Raw genomic sequence first — 20,689 nt, forward strand, 5'->3', positions numbered from 1 at the left:
TAGTAATATCTTTATTATAAATTAGCAAGTGTTTTTTTGCGTTTTTTATTTTTTATTTTCGTTTTATTTTTATTTCATTGTTATTTATTTTTTATTTTTTGTTATTTGATTGTTTTTCAACCTTTTATGTGATACATTTTAATTAATAATTGATATAAAAATAACCATATTTATCATATATAAATAACTATAAGGAGTGAAATTATGCTAATGCTACAACGTCATATTCAAATAATTAACTTATTGAATAAAAATATTAGAATGACTACTAATGACTTTTGTAAAGAATTAAATGTATCTGCAGGTACTATAAGAAATGATTTGAATTTTTTAGAAAAAGAAAAATTATTAAAAAAATTCCATGGTGGAGCTGCAATATTAGAAAAACACTATACAATAGATATTGATAAAAGAAATAAACAAAATAATTTCGAAAAAGAAATTATTGCTAATGAAGCTTTAAAATTAATACAAGATGACCAGTGTATTATTCTTGATGCAAGCTCAACTGCATTAGCTTTAGCTAAAAAGTTAGTAAAATTTAAAAGATTAACGGTAATTACAAATGGAATTTATACAATGATGGCTTTAAAAGATTTACCCAATATTACAGTTATTTTTATAGGTGGAATTGTTACAAAAAATTCAGCTTGTACTGAAGGTTTACTTGGATGTGATTTATTAGATAAAATAAATGCTGATATATCTTTTGTATCATCTCATGGTTTTACTTTAGATGAGGGGTTAACTGATTTTAATCTTTATGAAGTTGAATTAAAAAAACAAATGTTAAAACGTTCTAAAAAGTGTATTGCTCTATTAGACTATACTAAATTTGAAAATATATCTACTGCATCTTTTGGCAATTCTTGTGATATAGACCTAATAATTACTGATAGCAATACTGATATTTCTATAATTGAAAAATATCGTAACTCTGAAGTTAAGGTTATAATAGCTAAATGAAGGACTACCTTAAATAAGATAGCCCTTCATTATTAATCCATATTTTTAAATCCAGCTGGATTTACATGCACCATACAATGTTTTACTAGAGGAAATTCTCCTTCAATCTTATCATGAACAGCTTGTGCTATTTTATGAGCCTCTTCTAAGGATATACTTCCATTAACAGAAATCTCTACATCTAAATAAATCTTAGAACCAAACATTCTAGTTTTCATATCATCTATATCACAAACCCCATCTTGACTTTTAACTACATCTTTCATTTTATTTATAATATCAGTATCACATGATTTATCTATCATCTTATCCATACTATCTTTAAAAATATCATAAGATGCTTTTATTATAAATAAACATATAACTAAACTTGCAATAGGATCAAGCATAGGAAATCCAATTCTCGCTCCAAATATACCAATAAAGCTACCTACGGAAGACATTGCATCTGACCTATGATGCCATGCATCTGCCATAAGAGCACTAGAATTTATCTTCTTTGCATAAAAGCGTGTATACCAATACATTCCTTCCTTTACAATAATTGATATTATAGCTGCTAGTAATGCCAAAAATCCTGGTATTTGTAAATTTTCACTGGTAGGTCCAAATATTTTTTTTATACCAACTATACCTATACCTATCCCTGTAGCAAAAAGTATGCAAGCAAGTATCATACCTGCTACACATTCAAACCTATCATGACCATATTGATGTTCTTCATCAGCTTCCTTACTAGAAATATTAACTCCAATCATAACAATAATTGTGCTAAAAACATCTGAAGCAGAATGTACTGCATCTGATACCATAGCACTAGAATTTGATATAATACCTGCAAATAATTTAAATCCTGATAAGATGGCATTGAATATAATACTGTTAGTCGAGACTCTCATTGCTATATCTTTGTCGCTTTTTATATTAGAATTTCTCATAAATAGTCCCCCTAATTTTACTTTATATTAAAAAGCATCCATGAGAATAAGGTCTCATAGATGCCTACACTTCATTAATTATATTTTAAGAGTGTATATAAAATTTTTTACTTTATTTTAATAAATTATATTCTCATTTAATTAATTTTGTGAATAAAAATTCTATATTTCAAATATTTATAAATAAAAGGATAGATTATTTAAAAATCTATCCTTTTATTTATAAATATATATCTGAAAACTCTACGCTCATCTTAGTTATATTTTTAAAATTATTATTAAACTCTGATACATCAGATTCTTCACCCTCAATTAAAACATCTGGCAATGTAATTATAAACTCAGAACCCTCTCCTAATTTACTTTTTACACATATATCTCCATCGTGCATATTAACTAAGGATTTAACTAAAGAAAGACCTATTCCACTTCCTTCTCTATTATTATTCATCTTACTTCTTACTTGTTCAAATCTTCCAAAAACTGCCTCCAATTTATCACAAGGTATTCCTATTCCATTGTCTTTAACCATTATTTTGATATTATCTTCACAACTTATTTCAACAGATATAATCCCATTATCTTTATTAAATTTAATTGCATTTGAAAGCAAGTTTAACATTATTCTTTCTATGTTATCTTGGTCAAAAGATATTATTTTTTCTTCAACATTTGTATCAAAAACTAAATTTAAGTTATTACTTTCAATAAATTCAGAAACAGACATGCATATATCCTCTACACATCTTACAATATATCTATTTTTAGGATTGTGTGTAAAGCTACCTGAATCTAGTTTAGTTGAATCTATTAAGTTGTTTATTAATTTTAATAACCTATAGCTATTTTGCTTAATAATATTTAAATATCTATCAAAATATTCAAACTCTTCAGAGTTTAACTTATTCATTCTTAATTTAAGAACTTGATATGAACTAAGTATTAAATTTAAAGGAGTTCTAAGTTCATGAGATAAGTTTGCAAAAAAGTCCATTCTTAACTTTTCCATTTGTAATTCAAGTTTTTTAGCATTAGTTATATCAGATACTATGCATACTTTTCTTAAAACCTTTTCATCTTCATCTAAAATTGGGCAATACCTACCATAAAACCATCTATCTTCTTTATCTTTAGTTACTTTTAAAAACATTGTGTCCGTTTTATTATATTCATATGGTTTAAACTCTTTTTCAATTTCAACTTCATCCCAATGATTAACCCATCCATTTATATCTTCATATAAATTTAATTCTTCTGCTTTTATACCATGTATTTTTTCAAATGCTTTATTTATATAAATGATCTTATCTTCTTCCCTTATAAATATAATATCCTCTACATTATTAACTATTTGTAAGAATATTTCTTGATTCTCTTTAGCTTCTTTTATAAGTTCTACTTCATTAGTTGTTTCTATTGAAACCCCCATAGTTCCAATAACTATATTCGTTTCATCATCTATATGAGGCCATTTAGCTATCTCAAAGTACTTGGTTTCAGATTTTTTTGAACTATATTATTAAATACATGTATTTCATTTTCCTTAATTACGTGTTGATCTTCTTCTATATACTTATTAGCTTTTTCTTTTTCTACTAAATCATAATCAGTTTTACCTATAATATCACTATATTTAAGATTTTCTACTTCTAAATATTTCTCACTTACATCTAAGTATTTACCATTTCTATCTTTTATCCAAGCTGGGAAAGGTGCTTTTTTAATTGACATAGGCAATTTAAATGCACTTTCGCTTATTTTATATACCCTAAAATGTATATATTTTCCATCTTCATTGTAACATTCCATCTTACAAATCCTATTTATAACGTTTACATACTTTTCAAATTCATATTTTTCATTTTTTATAGTTTCTAAAATAGCATTGTACCATATACTAATTTGATCTTTATCAATAAGGTCATTAGACCTTTTTCCAATAAGATCTTCTCTGTCCATATTAGAAAGCTCTTCAAATGCCTTATTGACGCGTACTACTTCTACTTCTGTAATTTCATTTTTATCATTTCTAATAACTTCTACACATATATATGCAATGGGACTTTCTTGTATCATTTTTTGGTATATATAATTCCCCATATTCTCCCCTCAAATCCGAATTTTCTATTTTTTCATATACCTAGTAATTATAACATATTTTTACATTTTATTTTAAGATATATTTTAACATTTTATTGTATACTTGATTTAACAGAAAAGATGATAGTTTATAAACTATCATCCTTTTAAACTACTTAATATATAATCTATTTTGTAAAACTTTTATTATAGTTATTTCTGCTTTTTGCCTACATCTTCCACAAGCTTTTCCAGCGTGAGTCTCATTCATTATTTCTTTTACACTTTTACATCCTTTTTCCTTTGCATCTATTAAATCTTGAACTGTTACATTAAAGCAGCCACATACTTTTTGACTATTACTCATAAGTTACCTCTCCTTATAATTTTACTTATACTTTCTATTTTTACTTCTAATACAGTGAAAGTCCATATTTGTACTTTCTTTGTATGATTTCTCTATCATACTTAAATTATCTTTATTTTTATCATCTATTTTTGATTTTCTAATTTGTTTATTATATTTAATTTGCTCTTTTACCAAATTCATATCATCTTCATTTATACTATAAAACCTTGCTATATTCACATCAGAAAGATTTAATTTAATTAATTCTTCTATTTGATTAAAACTTATAACATTGTTATTGTATTTATGAAAGTATTTATTATAAATAGTAAAAACTTTGTATTCATCTATTTTTAAAGATTTCGATATAAAATCAAATCCTATATTATTTTCTAATAAATCATTTATTTTTATTGCAGTTTCTATTTCTATAGCCTTATTTTTTGAAATATTGTTATTTATATCATTTAAAGCATATATAATATTTACTTTTTTACACTTATATAATTCAGATATTTCACTTATTGTTATTCCTTTAGATATAAGGTGTTCTATCATTCCCTTAGTTAAATTTATCCCAAATATTATTTCTTCTTGCAAAATATTAAGTACATCTATTGTATGTATTTCTAACTCTATTGCTATATCTATATAACTTTTCCCTTCATTTATCTTGGCTTTAATTTCCCTTAAAAGTCTTGCCTTTTCTATTTTTTTATACTTTACAGTTTTTATATTTTTTGGAACTTTAAGTAATATATCTATACAAGCTCTTTCAACGCTTCCTTTCATAAATTTATTCCTTCCCTTTTATGCTTTATATAAATACTAAATTATTATTTATATACCCACATTACAATAAAATTATTGATTTGTAATAAAAAAACTACTTTAAAATGAATAAAATCATCAAAATAGTTTTTATTTATGTATTAATCTTTAATTACTATATTTTTTAATTTACCTATACCTTCAATTTCTACAGTTACAACATCATCTATGTTCATTTCACCTACACCTGATGGAGTTCCTGTAAGTATTACATCTCCAGGATAAAGTGTCATTCCTTGAGTTATAAATTCTATTATTTCAGGAATTTTAAATATAAATTCCTTAGTATTTGATGATTGACGTATTTCATCATTTAAGTATAGTTTTATATCTAAGTTATGCGGATCTATATTTGTTGCTATTACCGGTCCTATTGGCATAAATGTATCAAATGATTTTCCTCTAGTCCATTGTACATCTTGTTTTTGTATATCTCTTGCTGTTACATCATTTGCACAAGTATATCCTAAGATATAGTCATTAGCTTTATCTTTTGATACCTTATAAGCTTTTTTCTTTATTACTATTCCTAATTCTGCTTCGTAGTGTAAATTTTTTGATATTGATGGATATTTTATACCACTATTTGGATTGTTTAGTGACGATGATGGCTTCATGAATATTAATGGTTCTTTTGGTAATTCTTCATTCATTTCTTTTGCATGATTTCTATAATTTAGCCCTACACATATTCCTTTTGTAGGGCTACATGGTGCTAATAGCTTTACATCATCAAGACTTACTTTTTCTTCTGTTATTTCATATTCTTCAAATATATTTCCTTTTATTATATTTATTTTGTCCTCATTTAAAGCTCCCCATTTCTCCTTACTATCGTGTATAAATCTTGTTATTTTCATATTCCCTACCCCTTTTATTCTTTTATTTAAATATAACCTATTTAATATAATAAAGGCTATAATTTTTCTAGTCTATTTAGTAGTAACCTTTAGAAAATTAATTTTATTTGAATAAATTCCAATACCTATAAAAGTAACTAACTCTGTTATAGGAACAACAAGCCATAAACTACTTCCACCAAATAAGATAGGCATTACAAAAATAAGAATTACATTTAATAAAAATCCTCTTACTATAGATATCTTAACAGATAACTTTTCTCTACCAACAGATTGTAAATAATTGCATACTAAAATATTAATATTCATAATACAAAATGCACTTAAATACATTCTAATTGCAGGTATACCAATATTTATAACATCACTATTAGCATTTACAAAAACTAATATTACTTCTTTTGTAAATACAAAAACTATAAAAAATAAAATACTTCCTATAGCTATAGTTGTGTACATTGCATATTTTAAAACATTATCTACTCTTTTCTTTTCATTAGCACCATAATTAGTTGATATAACTGGTTGACTTGCTTGTGCCACACCATTAAATAAAGCTATTCCAACTAATACACAATTTGAAATTATTCCATAAACAACAATTCCATTATCTCCAATATACTTTAATATTTGTATATTAAAAATAAAAATCACAAACCCACTAGCTACTTCCATTAAAAAATTAGAACCACCACATAATACTATTTTCTTAATCATAGAAAGTGATAATACTTTGATAGATATTTTAACTCTATTTTTCTTTTTTATAAAATGAGTTAACAGTACTAAAGATGTTGTTAAACTTCCAATAACAGTTGCTATAGCAGCACCTTTCATTCCCATTTGCATTGGAAAAACAAATAAATAATCAAGAACTATATTAAGACCAGCTCCAATTAGTACACCTATCATACATAAATTAGGCTCTTTCCTATTTCTAATTATAGGTCCTAAGAAATTAGTACAAATAAATATTGGTGTAGCATAGACTATATATTTTCCATATTCCATAACTAAATCAATACTACTTTCATTTGCACCTAAGAAATATGAAATTTCTCTTAAATTTAAAATTGATAATATTGTAAGTATAATTGCAACTAGCCCTACAGATAAAACACTATTTATAAAATACTCATTTGATTTTTCAGTATTTCCTATACCATCTTCCACAGACATTAATATACCAGAGCCTATTCCAAATAATAGTCCAATGCCCATATATATAGAATAAAATGGTAAAAATATATTAAGAGCTAGTATACCATCTGCACCAACACCTTGTCCTATAATTAATGTATCAACTAATATATAAATTGATGTTACTAAAGTTGAACAAATTGATGGTATTAAATAATGATAGAAAACTCTTTTTTCATTTCCTTTTAATAAATCTAATGATTCCATTATATATCTCCTCCTTTTTAAATTTTTGCATAATAAAAAATCCAAATGCGTACTGACAGTGCACGCACTTGGATTGTTATTGTTTTATTTAATTTTTTAGAACCTTGCTACTTATTAAGTAAATTTTTACATACACTGACATTATAAAAATTATAATACGCCATATATTATAGCTCTTTTACAGAAAATAATTCTATAATATTATATTTAGAAAGTCAATAAGTAAAAATTTATTTTATTTTAACTAATTCAAAATCATCCATAGTTCCCCATGCATAAGCTGGAGCTTTTATTTTAACACCTATAGTAATTTCTCCATCATTTACAGGTATATTTTCTATAATAGGTGTCTTCCAATTTCTCCATCCATCAACCTCAAAACCTTCTTCCTGTATCCCTGAAGATGTCTTTGAGAATAGCTTCATTTCTGAATTAGTTGCATCTCCACCTTGTATATTTCCTTTTAACTCATAAATTCCATTTTCTAATCCTGAAATAGTTTGATAAACTACAAACTCCATATCAGAATTTGACCAAAAGTGCATAGCTCTATCTCCACTCTTAGGATCTTCCCATTTTATATTTGCACATCCATTATTATCATTTAAATACTCTACTTGCCAAACACTATCATCTTCTTCAAAAGAATGATTTACAACATGATTTGTAAGTAATAATGTCACATTAGCTTTAGCAGATAGTTTCTTAAGTTCTTTGTCTTTAGTTTTAAACTTTCCACTTACATCAAAAGTACCACGAACGAGCTTTTGAAGTTTCTTTATATCACTATTACTCCAAGTAACATCAACCTCAGTCGTACTCTTATCATTATATTTTACTGTTAAAGTATCTGGTAAGTTTATATCATTCTTATCATATGTCTCTACACTTACACTTTCAACTCTTTCAACTCTCTTTGTAGTTGTAGAACCTGTCATTATGTACTTAAATATATTTATAGACTCTAATGGCTTACCGTTAAAATCAAATAAACCTTGATTATCTACTGCACTACCACCATACCATTTACCTGCATCATCAGGATCATATTCTGAAGCGTAACTTGATGCCCATCCAGAACCATACTTCTCCCATAGTAACTTGTTACTTTCTAAATTACTGCTACTTCCAACTGGTAACCATGCTGGTTCCCAGTAAAATATACCAAGACCAGATTCACCTACATCAGCTACTGCTTGAAATACATTTCTCACTGAATCAGCTTGTCCTTGTACAGATATTGTATAATCTAAAGTTTGATCACTCTTTGGAGAAGTATTATAATGACCATCCCCATCTTCCTCTGTATATACATAAGAAGTTTCAGCTACCATAACTTTTTTATTATACTTGCTTGCTATATTACTTAATTGATTAGTTAAATTATCTAAAGTACCATGCCAAAATGGATAATAAGAACTTGCAAATACATCATAATCTACATTATTATCATATAACTTCTTAGATATATTTTCATAGTTACCACTCTTTTCTGGATTAGTAAAATGAAGAGCCACTAAAATATTACTATCAAAATCACGAACAGCTCTACTTCCTACATTAAATAACTTAGACATATTAGTCCAGCTAGTTTCCCCTACAAATCCGTTATTTGTTTCATTACCTATTTGAACCATTCCTACATCTACACCTTCACTTTTAAGTTTTTGAAGGCTTTCTTTTGTATAATTATATACAGCTTCTTCTTTTTCTTCTAATGTAAAGCTTTCCCAAGCTTTTGGTGCTTTTTGCTTAGCTGGGTCTGCCCAGAAATCTGAGTAATGAAAATCTATTAACACTTTCATATTATTCTCTGTTGCTCTTTTTCCTATTTTAATGGCTTTTTCAAGGTCATTATTTCCTCCACCATATCCATTACCATTTGAGTCATACGGATTATTCCAAACTCTAATTCTTACATAGTTAGCTCCTGCATCAGCAAAAGTTTTTATAGCATCTTGTTCTTTATTTTCAAAATCGTAAAACTTAACTCCACTTTCTTCTAATGAAATTATACTAGACACGTCTACACCCTTTATCGTATCTTCTGTAACTCCCTCAACCTTATCTATAAAAATTCCTGTTTCTGTTTCATTACTTGTTTTTGCACTGGCTATAATAAAGTTAGACTGTAATGTTGTTAATGAAATTGCTAAACTACACAAAACTATCATTCCTTTTTTTAATTTCATAAGATCCCCCTAGTAAATATTTTTTTAATCAACACTTTGTAGAAAACGTTTATCTTAAGTTTATTATACATTATTTTTTTATTTTGTGTAATATTAATTAGTAACTTATCAATATTTTTTAGTAAATATTTTTACTATATTTTCTCAATATAGTTTAATTTATATATAAAACATAAAACTTATAAAATTAAACAACTATTTAATCCATATGCAGCAATAAATATAGCTAAAGAATTATTACATCTTATTTTTTCCATATATGTATGTAATAATTTAGGGAATCTACCAGCATATGTTGGCATACCAACTAGAATTATATCATTTTCATCAAAATCTAATTCCTCCACTCTATTTTGAGGTAATGTAATATTAAACTCTTTATATTCTAAATTTATTCCTCTTGCTACTTCTCTTACAATTTTCTTAGTTCCATCAGTAGGACTAAAGTAAAGTAAGTTTAAATTTTTCTTCATTATATACTTCTCCTTTGTCTTTTATCTATAAAAGGATTATATTATACTCCCTGTATAAAACCCAGACTCCCCTATCCTTAAGATTGATCTGTATTCTATAAAGCATTTGTTAAAGAATATAAAATATCACCAAAAGAATTTAAAAATTACGCTATGTTTAAAGATAATGTTGATATATATTTTACTCCTTACTACTATAAAAGGCAGGCATTGAGGACTGCCGTTTTAAGTGGAGCTATTTTCATAAAGTTTCTATATTGACAGTTTTGCAATAAAGTTATAATATCAATAGGATTATGGTTTTTTATATTTGGATAATCGTAAAATTAAAATAAAGGATGATAAAAAATGACAGAACAAAATTTAAACTTGATTGATGAGGTTAAAAGAAGAAGAACCTTTGCAATCATTTCCCATCCCGATGCAGGAAAAACTACATTAACTGAAAAGTTTCTATTATATGGTGGTGCCATTCGTGAAGCAGGTTCAGTTAAATCAAGAAGATCTCAAAAACATGCAGTATCTGACTGGATGGAAATTGAAAAACAAAGAGGTATATCTGTTGCATCAAGTGTTCTTCAATTTGAATATGATAACTTTTGCATAAATATTCTTGATACTCCAGGGCATCAAGATTTCAGTGAAGATACTTATAGAACTCTTATGGCAGCAGACAGTGCAGTAATGGTTATTGACTCTGCTAAAGGTGTCGAAGATCAAACAAAGAAATTATTCCAAGTTTGTAAGATGAGAGGAATACCAATTTTTACTTTTATAAATAAAATGGACCGTCAAGGAAAAGATCCATTTGAGCTACTTGAAGATATTGAAAATGTTCTAGGAATTCGCTCTTGTCCAGTAAACTGGCCAATTGGTTCTGGTAAAGAATTTAAAGGTGTGTTTAACCGTCATAAAAATCAAATTGAATTATTTGATGATGGTAATCATGGACAATCTATTGCTAATTCTATAACTGGAGAGGTATCTGATGAAAAATTTAATGCTTTATTAGGTGATGCTCTTCATGGAAAGCTACTAGAAGATATTGAACTTTTAGATATTGCTGGAGATAATTTTGATTTAGATGAAATATTAAAGGGTGAATTGACGCCTGTATTCTTCGGAAGTGCTCTTACTAACTTTGGTGTAGAACCATTTTTAGAATCATTCCTAGAAATAACATCACCGCCAAGTCCTCGTAGTAGTAATTTAGGTGATATTGATCCTAATTCTAATAACTTCTCAGGATTTATATTTAAAATTCAAGCTAATATGGATAAAAATCATAGAGATAGAATTGCATTCCTTAGAATTTGCTCTGGTAAATTTGAAAAAGGTATGACAGTAACTCATGTACAAAGAAACAAAAAGGTTAAACTATCTCAACCTCAACAGTTTGTAGCACAAGACCGTGTTATTATAGACTCAGCTTATCCAGGGGACATTATAGGTATACATGATCCAGGTATATTTAATATTGGTGATACATTAAGTGAAAAACAATCAAATTTACAATACACTGGTATACCACAATTTGCTCCTGAGCATTTTGCAAGAGTTTCTACAAAAAATGCTCTTAAGAGAAAGCAGTTCGTGAAGGGTATTACACAGTTATCAGAAGAAGGTGCTATACAGGTATTCAGACAACCTAATTCTGGTATGGAAGAACTTATTATAGGTGTAGTTGGAATTCTTCAATTTGAAGTTTTAGAATATCGCCTAAAACAAGAATATGGTGTTGAGATTCTAATGAATTCACTACCTTATCGCTATGTACGTTGGATTGAAAATGATCTTTCTAAATATGGTAGGCTTTCAATGCCAATGGAGACATTATTAGTCGAAGATAAAAATGACAATTCAGTATTGTTATTACAAAATGAATGGTCTATTAGACATTTTATTGAGAGAAACGAAGATTTAGTTTTAAGAGAAACTTCTTTATAAAAAATTCGCTTAGATTGCCACTGTGTGGTCGAATAACTTCATATAGCCAACAACTTCGTTAGTTGCTAAAAATAAATGTTAATCCCTCTATATCTATTTTTAAACGTAGGAGGATTAATTGTTTATTATCTTATATAATATTTTATGGCTATGTTAGATAACTTCATGATAAACAATATAAATTAGTTCACAATTGTTATATATTGTGAACAATTTATATTATAATTAGGCTATGCTATCCCTCTTAGTGATAAATATGGCATAAAAACAACCACACCTTAGACTTTTTAATACATTAATCTCTAAGATGTGGTTACTTCTATAACTTACTATAGATTATTCATAATATTTTAAAATTGTACCTTAAAATATAAGCATAATATCTCTTCCAAAATTAACTATACCATGTAGTAATATACTTGGCACTATAGAACCATTATATATTTTTTCATCAATATATCCTAGCATCCATCCTCCCATAGTTGGAATTATAAAATAACTAACAAGTAGAATTCTGGATTTAAAATTAGTAATTATGAAAAATTCGGTAATAAGGTTTTTGTATTTATAAAAGGAATTGCTTATAAAAATCCACTTTGTTAATAATTAATTTCTATATTAAGTTTAGAGAATTATTTAACTACATACCATATAAAAAGTCAAAATAAATTTTATTTTGTTTTTCCCATGTTGATTCATTATGTTTTCCATTTTTAGCTATATAAACATAGCTACTTGCATTGTAATGAGTAAAATAATCATCAAAATAACCTATATAATCTAAAATCAAATCCATATTTCTTACTTCCCTTGTTCCAAAGCTAAAATAAATTCTAGTATTCGAGTCAATTATAGATGACTCTAATTCCTCATTCAATTCATCCATACATAAAAATATAGATGGTGATAAACATGCAGCCTTAGAAAAATACTTATTATATTTTATAATAGTATACAATGCCATTAGCCCACCCATAGAGCTTCCTCCAATTCCAGTGTACTCTCTAGACGGATAGGTTCTATATATATTATCAATTAATGGCTTTAACTCACTAACTACCCAATCCATTAATTGTTGTCCTCTTCCATTAATTTTTCCTATAGACTCATCTTCTATATTATAAGGACAGTATTCATTTAATCTTTCATTTCCAGTATGATTACATTCCATTCCAACAATAATAAACTTCTTATCATAGTTATCTAAAAAATCTGATAGCCCCCACGACTTTCCATATGTTGCATCATTATCATTAAATAAATTATGACCATCATACATATACATAACAGGATATCTTTCTTCACTATCGTAATAATCATCTGGTAAATAAATATGCATTGTTCTTTCTAGCTGAAAGGGCGTTATATTGATATCAAATTTTTCTATCATGGTGCTCCTCCTTATTCCTATCCAACTTTTTCATTAATAAAGCTTTCACATACTAGTATATGCATAAACATACCTCAATTAGTCTTTTTACATAAATTTAAATTTAAAGGCTATCATAATTTATATATAAAAAAGTTTAACTCCATTTGAAAGGATACTAAATTTATGATTATTGCCACTTTATCTATATTAGTTCATATTTTAAATATAATAACAATCATATATATGATTTTTAAAGAAAAACGTTCAGCTAATAGTATAATATCCTGGGCATTAATTTTAACTCTATTGCCTTATATAGGCTTTATACTTTTCTTACTAATTGGTAGAAAGATTAAGAAATCTGATATATTCATAATGAAAAAATCTAAAATGGAATTTTTTAAAACATATACAGATCAATTAGATCAGATGAGAATTTCTAATGATAGTATTAAAAATTCTAGTAATTATGAAATAATTAGAGCCATAGAATCTATGGAGTATTCACCTTATAGAAACAATAACGAAGTAGAATTATTTTTTGATGGTAAAGAATTATTTAATGAAATTTTAGATAGTCTAAGAAAAGCTGAAAAAAGTATAAATATACAATTTTATATCTTTAAAGATGATGAAATCGGTTCTCAAATATTAAAAATATTAAAAGAAAAAGCAAAGTCAGGTGTTGAAGTTAGATTATTATATGATTCAGTAGGTAGTAGATCTCTTACAAATAAAAAATTAAAATCTGTAATAGATGCTGGCGTAAAAACTGGTGAGTTCTTCCCTGCTATACTAAAACTAGTAAACCTAAATATGAATTTTAGAAATCACAGAAAAATCATTGTTATAGACAATAAAATTGGTTTTGTTGGAGGATTCAACGTTGGTGATGAATACTTAGGTAAAGACCCTAAATTTGGTTATTGGAGAGATACTCATATAAAATTTGATGGAAGTGCTGTTAAAGATTTAAACTTAAGATTCTTATCTGATTGGAACTATGCAACTAAAGAAAATATAGACTTAACTTCTGTATTAAAAGATTTTAAATCTAATACTATATATGATTTTAATTACTCAGAACCTGGAATACAAATAATATCAAGTGGTCCAAATCCATACAATAGATATGAAATTAAATGGTCATATTTAGAAATGATTCAAAAAGCTAAGGATTATATTTATATACAATCACCATATTTGATTTTAGATCAAAGCATAGCTGATAGCTTAAAACTTGCATCTATTTCTGGTGTTGATATAAAAATAATGATTCCTGGCAAAGGTGATCATCCATTCGTTTATTGGGCTAATTTAGTTTATGCAGGAGAATTATTAAACTTCGGCATTGAAATCTATCATTATGATAAAAATGCATTTCTTCATTCTAAAACTGTAGTCATAGATGATAGGGTGTGCTCAATAGGTACTGCAAACATGGATACACGAAGTTGTGAATTAAACTTTGAAGTAAATGCTTTAATTTATTGTGAAGACATTGCTAAAAAACAACGTGAATAGTTTGAAAAAGATATGTTACTGTCTAATAGATTAACTTTAGAAGAATATAATAATAGAAGTAATTATGTAAAAATTAAAGAAGGTTTCTCAAAATTATTCTCTTCTTTACTTTAATCTAAATAAAATATGCTATAAAAAAGCTATAAAACATTTCTTTCATCATTTTATTGCTAAATAATTATAGCTGTGCTACTATTTTATTAATGAAATATTTGTAATAAGGCCATGAAGGTTTTTAATCTTTAGGGCCTTTTTTTGTGCAAAAAGGGGGGATTATATGTCACAGGTAGATTTTTTTGATTCAGTAGCTAAAAATTGGGATAATATGATTGAAGTTAATGAAAGTAAAATCAATTATATTCTAAGTAAGTTAAAACTAAAAGAAGACGACACTATACTCGATGTAAGTACTGGTACAGGAGTGTTAATACCATTTTTAATTAAACTATCACCTAATGGTTTAATTAGAGGAGTTGACATTTCTAAGGGTATGCTAGATATTGCATGTGAAAAATTTAAGAAAATACCTAATGTTCACTTTGATTTAGTAGATGTAGAAGATGAAAATATAGAATCTAAGTATGATAAAATAATTCTTTATTCTATGTATCCTCATTTAGAAGATAAAACAAACACTATATCAAAACTTGTAAAAAATAACTTACGTAATAATGGTATCTTGATGATTGCTCATTCTAATAGTAGAAAGTTTCTAAACAATCTACATAAAAATGCTGATGAGCGTGTTAATGAATCACTTTTAATGGAAGTTAGTAAACAAAAAGAAGTATTTATAAATGCTTCTTTGAATGTAATTGAAGCATTTGAAGACGATGAAATGTATTATATTGTAATACAAAATAGCTAGAATTTACATTTAGTATAAAATTATTTTAATTAATCAGGGGGATTATTATGAAAGCAAAAAAATTAGTATTATCAGGATTGTTTGTAGCATTTGGAGTTATTTTACCTATGATATTCCATATATTCAATATGGGAGGATCTGTATTTTTACCAATGCATATTCCAGTTTTAATGGCAGGATATTTTCTAGGACCTGCACTTGGTGCTGCTGTTGGTATAATAACACCTATACTTAGTGGTTTATTAACTAGTATGCCACCATTAGTTCCTGTAATGCCTATTATTGCATTTGAACTTTGTGGTTATGGATTAGTGACTGGATTAGTTTTTTCTAAAACTAATAAGGTATATATTTCTCTTATTTGTGCAATGGTTGTAGGTAGACTCTTTGCTATAGCTGGTGCATTTGTAGTTTCTTTAACTTTAGCTCCGCAGGTAAGTCCAATAACTTACGTTGCTTCAGGGCTTTTTCCTGCTATACCAGGTATGATAATTCAATTAATATTTATACCAATTTTAATTAATTTTCTATTAAATAATAAAGAAATTGCTAAAGTTATATCATAAATTTTTATATAATTTATAGGCTATGTTATATGGTAAAAATATGAATAGTTACAAATATAAGCATCATGCATTTCTTTCAATTATAATTTCAGGTATTATAGGAGCATTATCTTTTTTTATAATTAAGCCTACTATGATTACTTCAATAACAGGGGAACTTATATCAAGAGACTCTGGTCAAAGTATAATACAATACACTACTTATGGATACAATGCAGTATTTACAGTAATTATAATAAGTTTTATTATTATGTTGTTTTTATACAAGCCAATAAAAAAAATAATATTTAATCCACAATGTTAATATAATACGAACAAAAAAGTAGGAGTTATATGATTTGGTATACCCCTACTTTTTTATTATTAAAATTGTTCCTAATATCAACACCATATTAAACATATCCTATTTATAAATAAACAATAGAAAAGTTAAGTATATTATAGACATAAAAAAAGACACACAATGTGTCTTTTCCACGAACATATATATTATAATATAGTTACGTTTTCAGCTTGAGGACCTCTAGCACCTTTAACTATATTAAAGTTTACTTTTTGACCTTCTTCTAAAGATTTAAATCCGTCAGTTTGTATAGCTGAAAAATGTACGAATACATCATCTCCACCTTCTACTGATATAAATCCAAATCCTTTTTCATTGTTAAACCATTTCACTGTTCCATTATTCATAAAAAATACTCCTAAAATCTATTTCTAGACACCTTTTAATTTATTTGTATGTTACTACATATATTATTATATGCACTTATTAGTTATTTGATACTAATTTTATATTATTTTTTTATATACTAATAAAATGTTTCTCATTTTTATATAATATTTACTTTTATAACATTATTATTAATATGCTCTAAAAATTTATTAAAATCTTCTCCTGATATATTAAATGTTTCTGTATTTATAGATGGATGAAAATTAAGATTTTCACCATTTAGCAAATCACTATCTATTAATAACTCTACTTTACTATTTACATCATTTATAATACTAAATGGATTTACACTTCCTGGAGTTACCTTTAATAGTTCGTATAAATTTTCTGGTGAATCAAACGAAAGTCTAGTACTTCCTATTTGTGCTTTTATATCTTTTAAGTTTACATTTTTATCATGTTTTGCTACTAATAAATAGTTTTTACTTTTATTTGAGTTCTTTAAAAATAAGTTTTTACAGTGATATCCTGGCATATCTTTAGTTGCTTCGTAAAATTCATCAGCGGTAAATACTTCTTTATGTTTTAGTATTTTATATTTTATGTTTAATTCATCTAACTTTTTGTATATGTCTTTTTTCATTTATCTACATCCTTTTTTAGTACTTCATTCTTTCTGGTATTACTCATCTTACTCCACCTTGTGGTGAATTTGTGTCTCCTTTGTATCTTGGTATTAGATGTACATGGACGTGCATTACTGTTTGTCCTGAGTATTCTCCACAGTTTACTCCTATGTTGTATGCGTCTGGAGAGTATTTCTCATCTAATAGTTTTTTCCTTCATCTATTAGATTAAATATAGCTTCTCTTTCTTCTTTTGTTATATGGAAGAAGTCTTTTACGTGTCTTTTCGGTAGGAATAGCATATGACCTATTCCTACTGGGTATTTATCATAAATTGCGTAAGCTAGTTTATTCTCAAGTATGTAATTATCTTCCATGTTACAAAATATACAGTTCATAAATTCCTCCTTTTTATATTAAATTATTGACTTAATTTAGTACAAAATCTACTTTATCTCCTAATATCTCTTTTATCATATACAGTGCCGATGATAATGTTCTGTTTAAGTAATTTCCTGTTATACAATTTATATTTAATATTATTTCATACACTCATATTTTACTTATAACTATATACTATCATTTTTTTACATTCATTTTTAGAGGATTTATAATTTTTTTATATTATTTAGGAGGTTTATTATGAAAGTTTATAATAAATTAATTAGAGATAGAATTCCTGAGATTATCAAAGAATCTGGTAAAAAGTGTGAAGTTGAAATTGCTGATGTTATGGAAGTTCTATTTGCTATTGATAAAAAGTATAGATATAGTGAAGATGAAGTTTTAGAAGTTCGAAATAATAAAAAATCTGCTAGAGGTGGATTTGAAAATAATATAATTAAAAAATGTTAAATAATAATTATAAATAAAAGCTCTGTTAGCCATCTTCTTGATAAGTATGGCATAAAACAACCACATCTTATAATTCAATACATTGAATTATAAGATGTGGTTGTTTCTATAACTTACTATAATAATATGTTAAAATTCTGAATTCCTTTACATTCAATTATGTTAATTTACCTTTATATTTCCCTATTCCACCTAAGTTATATACTTTGTTAAATCCATTCTTATTTAAAATATTTGCAGCACTGGAGCTTCTACCTCCAGATGCACAATATACTATAATATCATCATTTTTATAAGCATCCAAATTGTTTATCTGTGTATTTAATTCATGAACTGGTATATTTTTCGCATTAGGAATATGACCACTTCTAAATTCTCCAATAGTTCTAACATCTAATATTAAAGCATTTTTATTATTTTTGATTATACTTTGTAACTCTTCATTATTGATATTAGTATAGTTTCTACTTCCAAATATATTTGAAAAAAATCCCATATTGATGCCTCCTCTATTTGTCTAGTATCTCATTTAAAGCTTCATATGAAAATTCAATTATCTCTGCACAACTTATTTTACTTTTTTTAAGATCTGCACAGATTTCAGAATTAAAATTTTCTCTTACTCTACTCATTAATTCTCTAGCATAACCTCTAGCCTCATTTTTATTTTCATTACTTTCTCTTCCTTTTATATATCCTACTATCATTGCCGCAGCATTTACAGCACCACATAAACTTCCTACTGTCATACCAGTACCCATTCCACTTCCAATTGCTACTGGTATATCTGTATTATGTTCTTCATTGTAAGATTTTATTAATGCTTCTGCACAAGTATATCCCTGACTATGGTAAACTGATGGTTTTGTCATTTTTTATCTCCTTTGTTAATCTTTTTTATTATCTATTCTATATCTATAATATCATCCTTACATATTTTTATATGTAACTTTGTCACACTTATTAGTTACTATTCTATTTAAAATTACAAAACATCTTATTTTTTATTCGCATTATATAATATAATTAACTACCAAGTTATATAATATAGCCTAAATAAAAAGATTCTAATTGGATACAGTATCCAATTAGAATCTTTTTATTTATCTTCAAATATAGTATTTTCAGTTTTCCATTGTAATAATTTTATATATAACCAAAATCCATATATACCAAAAGTTATTATAGTAAGTATCCACCATTTTATATAATGTAAAAATAGACTAGATCCTTTACCTATAAATCTTAATCGTCTTCCTTCTATAACTGTATTCTTAGCTTCCCAATTATACTTTATACACATAGCCCATGGTGTAGCTAATCCAAATGTTATAAGAGTTATAAAATATGCTAGTATATTAACACCTATAAGCCCAAGTAGTCCGCCTTCAAACCTTGATTTCATTTATTAAGCCCTCCCTATATATGACAATACACAACATTATACTAAAACTAAATATAGTTTGTATATATGTATTTTATTAAAACTTATCAGTTAATATATTCATATTTGTCCATTTATTACTATTAAAATTTATAGATATAATCTATTACCCATATAATCCTCTGCATTCAAATTCATTCTTTTAGCTTTTTTATCATATTGCAATACCAATTACACTTTAAATTGCATATCCTACATAAATATAGGGGTACATTAATTATGTACCCCTATATTTTTATCTTTATAATATATTTAAACTTTTAAATTTTATTTATAATTCTAATTTCCATAATCCATGAAGATTACAATATGCATATACTTCTAATAATTTATCATTTTCAGTTAATGCAAATTCTACAATTGGATCACTATCTATTTCTAAAGATTTACGTTGCCCACCTTGTGTTGTTAAAAGATATATCCAGCTTATGTGATGCTCTTGAGTCATAGGATGTAGTGCACTTCCAACTTGTACTTTTACTTTATTGTTATCTATATTTACTATTGGTATATGTTTTTCTACTGAAGCTTCTGTTGTATTTGCTACTAGCTCATTCATCTTTTTTCCACAACATACTAGTTTAGGTCCTTTATCTTCTATCATTCCGACCATATTTCCACAGACACTACATATAAGAAACTTTTTTGAATTACTCATTTTGTAAACCTCCATAATATAAAAAATCTTACCTATAATATCTATGTTGTGAAAACTTAAA

Annotated in this window: 25 protein-coding genes; 7 read left to right on the top strand and 18 right to left on the bottom strand. The window is 26.5% G+C overall.

Annotated elements, in window-relative coordinates; all coding sequences use genetic code 11:
* Nucleotides 1-204: 204 nt before the first annotated feature.
* Nucleotides 205-966 carry a DeoR/GlpR family DNA-binding transcription regulator gene (locus I2A66_RS08185; RefSeq protein ID WP_122638781.1) on the top strand — a complete coding sequence of 254 codons (762 nt, stop codon included), beginning with the start codon at nt 205-207 and terminating at the stop codon, nt 964-966.
* 32 nt (nt 967-998) lie between these two features.
* Here the strand turns inward: I2A66_RS08185 and I2A66_RS08190 are convergent, their stop codons facing one another.
* The 9 genes from I2A66_RS08190 to I2A66_RS08230 all read right to left on the bottom strand — a co-directional run bounded on the left by I2A66_RS08190 (nt 999) and on the right by I2A66_RS08230 (nt 10,095).
* Entirely contained in the window at nt 999-1,904 is a 906-nt protein-coding gene (locus I2A66_RS08190) for a cation diffusion facilitator family transporter (protein WP_122638780.1), read from the bottom strand.
* A gap of 220 nt (nt 1,905-2,124) precedes the next feature.
* Nucleotides 2,125-3,333: a PAS domain-containing sensor histidine kinase gene (locus I2A66_RS08195; protein ID WP_147515913.1), complete on the bottom strand. Its 1,209-nt coding sequence runs from the start codon at nt 3,331-3,333 to the stop codon at nt 2,125-2,127.
* 47 nt (nt 3,334-3,380) lie between these two features.
* Nucleotides 3,381-4,004: a PAS domain-containing protein gene (locus I2A66_RS08200; RefSeq protein ID WP_147515912.1), complete on the bottom strand. Its 624-nt coding sequence runs from the start codon at nt 4,002-4,004 to the stop codon at nt 3,381-3,383.
* Between the two features lie 151 nt (nt 4,005-4,155).
* On the bottom strand, nt 4,156-4,350 hold the full coding sequence (locus I2A66_RS08205; protein WP_122638777.1) for a (2Fe-2S)-binding protein: 195 nt from the start codon (nt 4,348-4,350) through the stop codon (nt 4,156-4,158).
* A 21-nt stretch (nt 4,351-4,371) separates the two neighbouring features.
* The gene (locus I2A66_RS08210; protein ID WP_195251405.1) at nt 4,372-5,124 is read right to left on the bottom strand and encodes a hypothetical protein; all 753 of its coding nucleotides are present in this window, start codon (nt 5,122-5,124) and stop codon (nt 4,372-4,374) included.
* A 140-nt stretch (nt 5,125-5,264) separates the two neighbouring features.
* The gene (locus I2A66_RS08215; protein WP_122638775.1) at nt 5,265-6,023 is read right to left on the bottom strand and encodes a fumarylacetoacetate hydrolase family protein; all 759 of its coding nucleotides are present in this window, start codon (nt 6,021-6,023) and stop codon (nt 5,265-5,267) included.
* Nucleotides 6,024-6,095: 72 nt separating this feature from the next.
* Nucleotides 6,096-7,430 carry an MATE family efflux transporter gene (locus I2A66_RS08220; RefSeq protein ID WP_122638774.1) on the bottom strand — a complete coding sequence of 445 codons (1,335 nt, stop codon included), beginning with the start codon at nt 7,428-7,430 and terminating at the stop codon, nt 6,096-6,098.
* Nucleotides 7,431-7,660: 230 nt separating this feature from the next.
* The gene (locus tag I2A66_RS17415; protein ID WP_195251407.1) at nt 7,661-9,622 is read right to left on the bottom strand and encodes a glycosyl hydrolase 53 family protein; all 1,962 of its coding nucleotides are present in this window, start codon (nt 9,620-9,622) and stop codon (nt 7,661-7,663) included.
* Nucleotides 9,623-9,801: 179 nt separating this feature from the next.
* Complete coding sequence (locus I2A66_RS08230; protein ID WP_195251409.1) at nt 9,802-10,095, bottom strand: flavodoxin family protein; 294 nt, start codon at nt 10,093-10,095, stop codon at nt 9,802-9,804.
* A gap of 348 nt (nt 10,096-10,443) precedes the next feature.
* On the opposite strand from I2A66_RS08230, the gene I2A66_RS08235 reads away from it, so the two are divergent.
* Nucleotides 10,444-12,042: a peptide chain release factor 3 gene (locus tag I2A66_RS08235; protein ID WP_147515908.1), complete on the top strand. Its 1,599-nt coding sequence runs from the start codon at nt 10,444-10,446 to the stop codon at nt 12,040-12,042.
* A 640-nt stretch (nt 12,043-12,682) separates the two neighbouring features.
* Here I2A66_RS08235 and I2A66_RS08240 read toward each other — a convergent pair.
* Nucleotides 12,683-13,432 carry an alpha/beta hydrolase gene (locus I2A66_RS08240; protein WP_147515907.1) on the bottom strand — a complete coding sequence of 250 codons (750 nt, stop codon included), beginning with the start codon at nt 13,430-13,432 and terminating at the stop codon, nt 12,683-12,685.
* Between the two features lie 165 nt (nt 13,433-13,597).
* Here I2A66_RS08240 and cls point away from each other — a divergent pair, with 165 nt between their 5' ends.
* From cls to I2A66_RS08260, 4 genes are all read left to right on the top strand, one after another.
* Nucleotides 13,598-14,938 (top strand): cardiolipin synthase, encoded by a 1,341-nt coding sequence (gene cls / locus I2A66_RS08245; RefSeq protein ID WP_279309969.1) that lies wholly within the window; start codon nt 13,598-13,600, stop codon nt 14,936-14,938.
* A gap of 277 nt (nt 14,939-15,215) precedes the next feature.
* Nucleotides 15,216-15,806 carry a class I SAM-dependent methyltransferase gene (locus I2A66_RS08250; RefSeq protein WP_147515905.1) on the top strand — a complete coding sequence of 197 codons (591 nt, stop codon included), beginning with the start codon at nt 15,216-15,218 and terminating at the stop codon, nt 15,804-15,806.
* A gap of 47 nt (nt 15,807-15,853) precedes the next feature.
* Nucleotides 15,854-16,372, top strand: a complete 519-nt coding sequence (locus I2A66_RS08255) for an ECF transporter S component (RefSeq protein ID WP_195251411.1) — start codon at nt 15,854-15,856, stop codon at nt 16,370-16,372.
* Between the two features lie 40 nt (nt 16,373-16,412).
* Nucleotides 16,413-16,676 carry a hypothetical protein gene (locus I2A66_RS08260; protein ID WP_195251413.1) on the top strand — a complete coding sequence of 88 codons (264 nt, stop codon included), beginning with the start codon at nt 16,413-16,415 and terminating at the stop codon, nt 16,674-16,676.
* 185 nt (nt 16,677-16,861) lie between these two features.
* Here the strand turns inward: I2A66_RS08260 and I2A66_RS08265 are convergent, their stop codons facing one another.
* The 4 genes from I2A66_RS08265 to I2A66_RS17630 form a co-directional block, all read right to left on the bottom strand.
* Nucleotides 16,862-17,062 (bottom strand): cold-shock protein, encoded by a 201-nt coding sequence (locus tag I2A66_RS08265; protein ID WP_122638765.1) that lies wholly within the window; start codon nt 17,060-17,062, stop codon nt 16,862-16,864.
* Between the two features lie 140 nt (nt 17,063-17,202).
* Entirely contained in the window at nt 17,203-17,688 is a 486-nt protein-coding gene (locus I2A66_RS08270; RefSeq protein ID WP_147515902.1) for a prolyl-tRNA synthetase associated domain-containing protein, read from the bottom strand.
* 43 nt (nt 17,689-17,731) lie between these two features.
* Nucleotides 17,732-17,842, bottom strand: coding sequence for an HIT family protein (locus tag I2A66_RS17840; protein WP_442970884.1), 111 nt, complete (start codon nt 17,840-17,842; stop codon nt 17,732-17,734).
* Nucleotides 17,843-17,871: 29 nt separating this feature from the next.
* Entirely contained in the window at nt 17,872-18,069 is a 198-nt protein-coding gene (locus tag I2A66_RS17630; protein ID WP_330615461.1) for an HIT family protein, read from the bottom strand.
* A 244-nt stretch (nt 18,070-18,313) separates the two neighbouring features.
* Between I2A66_RS17630 and I2A66_RS08280 the strand changes: the two genes are divergently transcribed.
* On the top strand, nt 18,314-18,526 hold the full coding sequence (locus I2A66_RS08280) for a nucleoside triphosphate pyrophosphohydrolase (protein ID WP_147515901.1): 213 nt from the start codon (nt 18,314-18,316) through the stop codon (nt 18,524-18,526).
* Nucleotides 18,527-18,683: 157 nt separating this feature from the next.
* On the opposite strand, the gene I2A66_RS08285 is transcribed toward I2A66_RS08280, so the two are convergent.
* From I2A66_RS08285 to I2A66_RS08300, 4 genes are all read right to left on the bottom strand, one after another.
* On the bottom strand, nt 18,684-19,022 hold the full coding sequence (locus I2A66_RS08285) for a rhodanese-like domain-containing protein (RefSeq protein WP_147515900.1): 339 nt from the start codon (nt 19,020-19,022) through the stop codon (nt 18,684-18,686).
* Between the two features lie 13 nt (nt 19,023-19,035).
* Entirely contained in the window at nt 19,036-19,398 is a 363-nt protein-coding gene (locus I2A66_RS08290) for a C-GCAxxG-C-C family (seleno)protein (protein ID WP_195251414.1), read from the bottom strand.
* Between the two features lie 227 nt (nt 19,399-19,625).
* Nucleotides 19,626-19,931, bottom strand: coding sequence for a DUF898 domain-containing protein (locus I2A66_RS08295; RefSeq protein ID WP_147515899.1), 306 nt, complete (start codon nt 19,929-19,931; stop codon nt 19,626-19,628).
* Nucleotides 19,932-20,241: 310 nt separating this feature from the next.
* Nucleotides 20,242-20,628: a desulfoferrodoxin family protein gene (locus I2A66_RS08300; protein WP_147515898.1), complete on the bottom strand. Its 387-nt coding sequence runs from the start codon at nt 20,626-20,628 to the stop codon at nt 20,242-20,244.
* Nucleotides 20,629-20,689 lie beyond the last annotated feature (61 nt).

This window comes from Romboutsia sp. 1001713B170207_170306_H8, assembly GCF_015550495.1.
GTDB lineage: Bacteria > Bacillota > Clostridia > Peptostreptococcales > Peptostreptococcaceae > Romboutsia_E.

Coding starts and splice junctions, on each gene's coding strand:
- I2A66_RS08270 (WP_147515902.1), bottom strand. CDS start 17,688: ATGAAAAAAGACATATACAAAAAGTTAGATGAATTAAACATAAAATAT.
- cls (WP_279309969.1), top strand. CDS start 13,598: ATGATTATTGCCACTTTATCTATATTAGTTCATATTTTAAATATAATA.
- I2A66_RS08285 (WP_147515900.1), bottom strand. CDS start 19,022: ATGGGATTTTTTTCAAATATATTTGGAAGTAGAAACTATACTAATATC.
- I2A66_RS08260 (WP_195251413.1), top strand. CDS start 16,413: ATGAATAGTTACAAATATAAGCATCATGCATTTCTTTCAATTATAATT.
- I2A66_RS08255 (WP_195251411.1), top strand. CDS start 15,854: ATGAAAGCAAAAAAATTAGTATTATCAGGATTGTTTGTAGCATTTGGA.
- I2A66_RS08220 (WP_122638774.1), bottom strand. CDS start 7,430: ATGGAATCATTAGATTTATTAAAAGGAAATGAAAAAAGAGTTTTCTAT.
- I2A66_RS08235 (WP_147515908.1), top strand. CDS start 10,444: ATGACAGAACAAAATTTAAACTTGATTGATGAGGTTAAAAGAAGAAGA.
- I2A66_RS08205 (WP_122638777.1), bottom strand. CDS start 4,350: ATGAGTAATAGTCAAAAAGTATGTGGCTGCTTTAATGTAACAGTTCAA.
- I2A66_RS08240 (WP_147515907.1), bottom strand. CDS start 13,432: ATGATAGAAAAATTTGATATCAATATAACGCCCTTTCAGCTAGAAAGA.
- I2A66_RS08200 (WP_147515912.1), bottom strand. CDS start 4,004: ATGGGGAATTATATATACCAAAAAATGATACAAGAAAGTCCCATTGCA.
- I2A66_RS08280 (WP_147515901.1), top strand. CDS start 18,314: ATGAAAGTTTATAATAAATTAATTAGAGATAGAATTCCTGAGATTATC.
- I2A66_RS08215 (WP_122638775.1), bottom strand. CDS start 6,023: ATGAAAATAACAAGATTTATACACGATAGTAAGGAGAAATGGGGAGCT.
- I2A66_RS08195 (WP_147515913.1), bottom strand. CDS start 3,333: ATGGGGGTTTCAATAGAAACAACTAATGAAGTAGAACTTATAAAAGAA.
- I2A66_RS17630 (WP_330615461.1), bottom strand. CDS start 18,069: ATGAACTGTATATTTTGTAACATGGAAGATAATTACATACTTGAGAAT.
- I2A66_RS08210 (WP_195251405.1), bottom strand. CDS start 5,124: ATGAAAGGAAGCGTTGAAAGAGCTTGTATAGATATATTACTTAAAGTT.
- I2A66_RS08190 (WP_122638780.1), bottom strand. CDS start 1,904: ATGAGAAATTCTAATATAAAAAGCGACAAAGATATAGCAATGAGAGTC.
- I2A66_RS08290 (WP_195251414.1), bottom strand. CDS start 19,398: ATGACAAAACCATCAGTTTACCATAGTCAGGGATATACTTGTGCAGAA.
- I2A66_RS08295 (WP_147515899.1), bottom strand. CDS start 19,931: ATGAAATCAAGGTTTGAAGGCGGACTACTTGGGCTTATAGGTGTTAAT.
- I2A66_RS08250 (WP_147515905.1), top strand. CDS start 15,216: ATGTCACAGGTAGATTTTTTTGATTCAGTAGCTAAAAATTGGGATAAT.
- I2A66_RS08230 (WP_195251409.1), bottom strand. CDS start 10,095: ATGAAGAAAAATTTAAACTTACTTTACTTTAGTCCTACTGATGGAACT.
- I2A66_RS08185 (WP_122638781.1), top strand. CDS start 205: ATGCTAATGCTACAACGTCATATTCAAATAATTAACTTATTGAATAAA.
- I2A66_RS08265 (WP_122638765.1), bottom strand. CDS start 17,062: ATGAATAATGGAACAGTGAAATGGTTTAACAATGAAAAAGGATTTGGA.
- I2A66_RS08300 (WP_147515898.1), bottom strand. CDS start 20,628: ATGAGTAATTCAAAAAAGTTTCTTATATGTAGTGTCTGTGGAAATATG.
- I2A66_RS17415 (WP_195251407.1), bottom strand. CDS start 9,622: ATGAAATTAAAAAAAGGAATGATAGTTTTGTGTAGTTTAGCAATTTCA.